At 29.5% G+C, this 6,505-nt stretch carries 8 protein-coding genes; all 8 read left to right on the top strand.

Going from position 1 to position 6,505, the window contains the following annotated elements:
* The first annotated feature begins 177 nt into the window (after positions 1-177).
* The 8 genes from DFQ11_RS14460 (at position 178) to DFQ11_RS14430 (ending at position 6,279) form a co-directional block, all read left to right on the top strand.
* Positions 178-552 (top strand): hypothetical protein, encoded by a 375-nt coding sequence (locus DFQ11_RS14460; RefSeq protein WP_229791313.1) that lies wholly within the window; start codon positions 178-180, stop codon positions 550-552.
* Positions 553-712: 160 nt separating this feature from the next.
* Positions 713-1,633: a hypothetical protein gene (locus DFQ11_RS14455; RefSeq protein WP_110476592.1), complete on the top strand. Its 921-nt coding sequence runs from the start codon at positions 713-715 to the stop codon at positions 1,631-1,633.
* Positions 1,634-1,803: 170 nt separating this feature from the next.
* Positions 1,804-2,055, top strand: coding sequence for a hypothetical protein (locus tag DFQ11_RS14450; protein WP_110476594.1), 252 nt, complete (start codon positions 1,804-1,806; stop codon positions 2,053-2,055).
* A gap of 63 nt (positions 2,056-2,118) precedes the next feature.
* Positions 2,119-2,292: a hypothetical protein gene (locus DFQ11_RS15205; RefSeq protein ID WP_158525009.1), complete on the top strand. Its 174-nt coding sequence runs from the start codon at positions 2,119-2,121 to the stop codon at positions 2,290-2,292.
* 312 nt (positions 2,293-2,604) lie between these two features.
* On the top strand, positions 2,605-3,321 hold the full coding sequence (locus DFQ11_RS14445; RefSeq protein ID WP_141675564.1) for a hypothetical protein: 717 nt from the start codon (positions 2,605-2,607) through the stop codon (positions 3,319-3,321).
* 220 nt (positions 3,322-3,541) lie between these two features.
* Positions 3,542-4,705 (top strand): hypothetical protein, encoded by a 1,164-nt coding sequence (locus DFQ11_RS14440; protein ID WP_110476591.1) that lies wholly within the window; start codon positions 3,542-3,544, stop codon positions 4,703-4,705.
* Positions 4,696-5,535, top strand: coding sequence for a tetratricopeptide repeat protein (locus tag DFQ11_RS14435; protein ID WP_110476590.1), 840 nt, complete (start codon positions 4,696-4,698; stop codon positions 5,533-5,535). The genes DFQ11_RS14440 and DFQ11_RS14435 overlap by 10 nt, the downstream gene beginning before the upstream one ends.
* Before the next feature lie 168 nt (positions 5,536-5,703).
* Positions 5,704-6,279 (top strand): hypothetical protein, encoded by a 576-nt coding sequence (locus DFQ11_RS14430; RefSeq protein ID WP_110476589.1) that lies wholly within the window; start codon positions 5,704-5,706, stop codon positions 6,277-6,279.
* Positions 6,280-6,505 lie beyond the last annotated feature (226 nt).

Below are 6,505 nucleotides of genomic sequence, written 5' to 3'. Positions count from 1 at the left end.
TCGAAAAAATAAGGTAAATTTACCTGAGCTTAAGATTTAAAAATAGACCTAGTTCAAACTATTTTTTTGCCTTCTAAACGGCTTAAAAAAAATCTTTTGAACGTGTAAACAATAACAAAAAAGAGTCAACCTATATCAGTATAATACACAATCAGAAACGTGAAAAAAATATTCATTTTGACTTTACTCTCTTTTTTCGGTTGTAAAAACGAACCGATTTGCACTGTGAATGAAAATAACGCTGGAAAACAAATATATGATTTGGACGAAGCGACTTGTTTCATTGCATTGAAGTTGAATAAGAAAAAATCGGACTTGAATTTGATTCGTAGTGCTCTAATTGCAGAGGAAAACTATATGAATAAAATCGGACTGATTTCCGAAAATCCTAATCCAGAAAGTGAATCGGAATCGAATGTGGAAATGGATATTAACGAAATGGTGGATTATGCTCTGAACGAGGAAAAAGTTGACCTAACAAAAGACGAATTAACCGAAATCTATGATACCGAAATTGAATATTTAATGTTCATCGGAGTCGTGGAAGAATAAAAACTATGCACAACAATGGCTATAAGTAATTGCTTGTTCTCGCCTACTTCTGAAAATCCTTGCGGATTTTCAGTTTGGTGTGTACTTGCAAAGTTAATCGCTAAACTACGCAACTACTCATAGCCGAGACCGTTGGGCACAATTAACACAAAACGAACGAATGAAAAAAATATTAGCATTTTTAATTACAATTTTACTGTTTGGAATGAGCAAATTATCAGCTCAAAATTACCTGAATTATTACGAAAAAATAAACGAAGCCGAAATTGCTAATCTTGACAAGGAATTTAAAAAAGCTGATTCAATTTATCGAATGGCATTTGAACTTGTTGAAAAGCCTTTTAAAGATGATTACTTATTAGCTTCAATCAATTCCGAAAAACTGAATGACAATCAAAAAACATATGGTTATCTAAAAAATGGAATTTTAGTTGGTTTAACTGAAAAAAGAATAAAGAAAGAACTTTCAAAATTTAAAAAATCTGACGAATGGAAATCTTTGAAAAAAGAATATGATTTAACACGAGAAGAATATTTAAAATCATTGAATTTAACTTTAAGAAAAGAACTTACAGAAATGGTTGACAAAGACCAAGCTTCAAGGCATCCTATTTTTGGTAGTTGGAAAAAATCAAAGAAAGTTGATAGCTATAATTATAAAAGGCTATTAGAAATTATAAAAGAGAATAATGGAAAATGGCCAGATAGATTTATAATTGGAGACGGAAATGAAAATGGAAAGTATGCATTCGGAGAAATAACTATTATGTTACACCATTTTTCAAAAGACGAAGTGCTGAATTTAAAACCATATTTAATAGATGCAATTCTAACTGGAGGTTTATCACCATATAATGTGGTTTATCCATTAGACTATACAAACTCAAAAATGATTGGACGAAGAGGTAAGTTTATTGATAGCTGTCATTATTTAGGTGCTTATTTGAGTTCGAATGGAAATAAGGCAGTTATTTGTGATTGTGAAAAGGCAGAGGAAGAACGAAAAAAAATTGGATTGGAACCTTTGGACGACTATTTCCGAAAAAGAAATTCAACTTACGATTGTTATGAACAAAAATAACTGTGCCCAACACCGTATAAAAAAAATTGCTGGTAAAAGCCTACTTGCGAAAATCCTCGCGGATTTTCTTGGCTTGTGTTTTATTTACTAACTTTGGTGCTTAAAACACGCAACTTTCCTTATACAAACACGTTGGCATTCATTGAGCAGAACCGGTAAAAATGACAATTATGAGTAATTTAAAAAACATTAAATCGGAAATTGAAAAATATGCAAATGACTCAAATCTGACTGAATTACAAATCGTTGAAAAACTGAAAAAACATTACTTTGACAAAAAAGTAAACGAGAATTTAAAGCTGTATAAAAAAGGAAAGAAAAAAGTGAGTGAAATAACAAAAGACTTGAAAATCTCGCCACGAAAATTTTATGCGATTTTAGAAAAAAAGAAAATAGAGCATAAGAAATATAAAAAAGAGTGATTTAAAAAACGTTTGACTTTTAGCACGTTTGAAAAATCGGAAACTGAATTGAAAAAATATATTATGAATAGAATAAGAATAATTGGTTTAATAATGTTGATAATCGGAATTATTTTGCAGTTTTCATTTAAAAATGATGGAACTGATTTTCTTACTGGATTATTAGTCGGAGGAGGAATTGGATTATTAATAACAGGACAAATTAAATCTAAAAAAAAATCACATTCTGACGGTTAAAATATTTAATGAAATGGAATTTGAAAAGTTTGGTGAATGAAACGCTAAACGAACTCATTTAAATGCAGGAAAAACAAAAACAGAATTAAATTGAATCAGAATAAATCGGAATAAAAACAACGAAATGCCAACACCGTATATAATTTATTGCTAGTTCTAGCCTACTTACGAAAATCCTCGCGGATTTTCTATTCGGTTTTTATTTGCTAACTTTAGTGCTTAAACAACGCAACAAACCATATACAAACACGTTGTGGGTAATTTAATGCAACCATTCAAGACAATTAACATCTAATAAGAAAAAGCTATCCTATGAAAACAAAATTTGACTACTTATTACTATTATTATTGATGTTGTTGTTCACATCTTGTGAAGATACATTTGAACCAAGTGGTATCGAAACGAGAGTTTTTGGTCGGATGTATGATAGTGAAAATCAAATACCATTAGACAATCACAAATTAAGAATCGGAGAATCTAATTTAATACCAGGCTTTGGTTCAGCGCCAAATGTTGATTTCATCCAATATGTTGACTCAACAACAACAGATTCTGATGGATATTTTGACTTTACTTTTACAACAAGTGGTCAAGGAGACATTTACGAATTGGAAGTAGACCATGATTATGATAATTACTTTGGCTTAACTGATGAGAATGTTTTTGGACTATTAAATCAAGGGTTTCGTATAGAATTAGAAGATTTAGGAGAAGATAAAGAACTAAATTTTGAGGTTTTGTATTTTTTCCCAGTTAATCTAAAATTCACTCTGAATTCTGATGTTCAGTTTTTACCTATCAGAATCCGTGAACCATACAGTCGAGTGATAGACAATCTGACTGAAACTGGAGTTGAAATTAGTCGAATTTACTATATTGACAAAAATTCAAATTGGCAAATAGAATTAACAAGAATAACAGACGATGGACAAGCACAACGTGTGGTTTTAGATATGCCAGCAACTAACAGTACAGAATTAACGGAACTTGAATTTAACATCAATGATGACGATTTTGAAGACTATTAAAAACTACCCACAACAACGTGTATAGCTCATTGCGGCTGAATTCCTAATCGGAATTCATTGCAATTTGCTATCTTTCGGTTACGGCGGAAAATCATAGCTGATTTCCCGCAACGAGCCATACACAAGACCGTTGGCTTTAATGCTGAAGAACATCGCAAAACAGCAAGTTTACAGTTATAAACAAAAGCCTGTAAAATTTAAATTTATAATATTGAATTATATGAGATTAACTATTTTATCATTTATTACTTTAGTTTTTTTAACTAGTTGTAGTGATAAACAAAATATTAGTTCAGAAATGTATATTGGAACATACCGAATAATGGACCAAATGGTTCCTTATCCATTCATAATACAACAAAAAAAAGACACTATATATCTTTACAACAATAAAGGTAATAGTATTGATAAAATTACAAACACATCAATAAACAAGAACAAATCACTTAACTTTCAAGAAAAACATCTGAAAATCACACAAAAAGAGGATGACGAATTCCTTGCTTTTGACTTACTAGATACCACAAACTTTAAAACATTCAAAAACGGAAAACCGAGTCCAAAAAATAGTGCTAAATTCAAAAAAATAAAATCAGAAAATAAACTTGACCTTCAAAAAGTTAAAAAAGAAATAGGGAAATTCATTTGGAAATACGATGTCGTTGAAGACGAAAACAGTAACCCAAATAATGATTTAGAAATTGAAAAGTTATTTTATTTTAAAAATGATAGTCTTAACATTATTACGAATTATTACTATCAAGGTTTAAAAACAATTTCAGAGTATGAAACAAAATCATACAATTTTTTTGTAATAGATAGCATTTACTTTTTATCACTTCAAAAAGAAAGTTCTAATCCACAACCAATTTATCAAATTGTAAGATATGATTCAAACAAAATCGAATTAAGAGATTTTTCTTCAAGAGTTTCAAAAAACATCATTTTTCACAAAGAATCAATAAGTGTTATAGACTATACCGAACTAGCAAAAAATTCTTCTATTTACTCAAATTGTTTTGATGGATATCAAGGAGAATATTACTTTGGCGATGATGTTACTTTTAATAAAGGAAATGAATATATAATAAATTATGTTAATGAGAATATTCCAAAAAATGAAACAAACTCGGGATATTTAATAGTTCATTTTAATATAAACTGTTCTGGAAAAGTTGGCAATTTTGGTTTAATTCAAATGAATAGAGACTTTAAAGCAACAGCTTTCTCGAAAGAGTTTGTAAATCACACTATTAATAAAGTAAGTAAATTAGAAGAATTTCCAGCTTCCAACTCACAATTAGAAAGGCTTAATTACAAAGATGTACACGCTTTTTTAATGTTTAAGATTAATAATGGTAAAATCGTAGATGTATGTCCTTAAAATATAAAATCATCAGTTTTACAATACTAGTTTTAGTCTATAGTTGTAATAATAAACAACCTAAAGATTATTCATCATTAGATGAAAATAAAAAAGGAGAAATAGCAAATTGGTATCACGAAATGTCTAACTATTTTTTACAACCATCTGAACTTTATAGAACATATAAAGACTCTGCTTTAATAGTTCAGCCTGATAATGTTGATTTGAGGCAAAGACTTTCTTATTCATATAAAAAAGTTGGAGAACATATCAAAGCTATGGAAGTCTTAAACAAAGCAGTTGAAATTGACACAGCTAATGGAAAGGCAGATGTTTTAGAATATAGAGCTTGGACTCTTTTATACTATTACAGAGATTATGAAGGTGTTATAAGAGATGTTAATTTAATAGAAAAAATTACAGGGAATTCTTATAATTCTTGTTGGGGAGAACCTTGTGGCTTTCACAAAGGACAAGCGTTATACAAACTTGATGATTTTGAAGAAGCTATTAAGACCTTTGAAACTGTTAATATAGAAGAAGAAAAATTGGGATTTGACACTAATGACAATTATATGATTTTCTTTTATATTGGAAGATGTTATACAGAAATGAAAGATTATGACAAAGCAATCTTTTTCTATAATAAATCTCTAGAATCAGTAAAACAATTTCCTGAAGCTTATTATCAATTAGGTTTGATTTATAAAAAACTAAACAAAAATGTAAAAGCCAATGAAAATTTCAAATTGGCAAACGAGTACATTAATTATGGAATGAGTGAGCCTTATGTCGAACGTTTTGATGAAGTTTTTCAATATATGGTAGATAAGGAACTGAATGAATAACTGATTTAAAAAAGCACTAAAAGCCAACACCGTATATAATTTATTGCTAGTTCTAGCCTACTTACGAAAATCCTCTCGGATTTTCTATTCGGTTTTTATTTGCTAAATTAGGTGTTTAAACCACGCAACAAACCATATACAATCACGTTGTGCAACATATGAAAAAAAATGAGAGCGAATACATTTAATACAGGAATTGCGAGTGAGTATTTGATATTATCAAAATTGTATCGACTTGAATTAGAAGCATATATTACTCAAGGAAATAAGAAAAGTATCGATATAAGAGTGATTAAAGAAAATGGAGAAACCTTGTCGATTGATGTAAAAGCGGTTCGTGGATATTCATCTCTTGTCGTGAACAATGTCGAACAGAAAAAAAATCACTTTTTAGTATTTGTAATTTATAATAATAAGTTTGAGAATTTAGAATCACATCCTGACATTTATATTGTTCCAAGCCAAAAAATATGTGAACCTTTAGTAAGTACTTTTAAAAAAGAAAAAAGAGTTATGAAAGGAAAATTGGCTGAATATAAAGACAAGTGGAATTTACTAACTGAATTGAATAGCGAAATGGAATTTAACGAAACAGCGGAACAGAAAATTATTGCGGATTTTAACGCAGTATTACAGTTGCGAAAAATAAATTATAATCGAGAACGAATTTGCGAACATCTATCAATTAACGAAAACGAGTTGAAAGAATTAGAAATTGAATATAATAGAATAACCGGAAATTAAAATACGTTGCACAACACCGTGTAAAATTAATTGCTGGTTTTAGCCAATTTACGAAAGTCCTCGCGGACTTTCTATCTGTGATTTATTTGCTAACTTTAGTGCTTAAACCACGCAACTAATCTTACACAAACACGTTGGCAACAAGTTTAGAGCAACATTATGAAAATTGAAAAAACAATAGAAATTTTGGAAGCATTGGCTTCAGGATGTTCACCTCAAACAGGCG

Source organism: Winogradskyella epiphytica (assembly GCF_003217215.1).
Taxonomy (GTDB): domain Bacteria; phylum Bacteroidota; class Bacteroidia; order Flavobacteriales; family Flavobacteriaceae; genus Winogradskyella; species Winogradskyella epiphytica.
The sequence above is the reverse complement of the archived record's forward strand: the minus strand, read 5'-3'. Positions and strand labels throughout refer to the sequence as shown.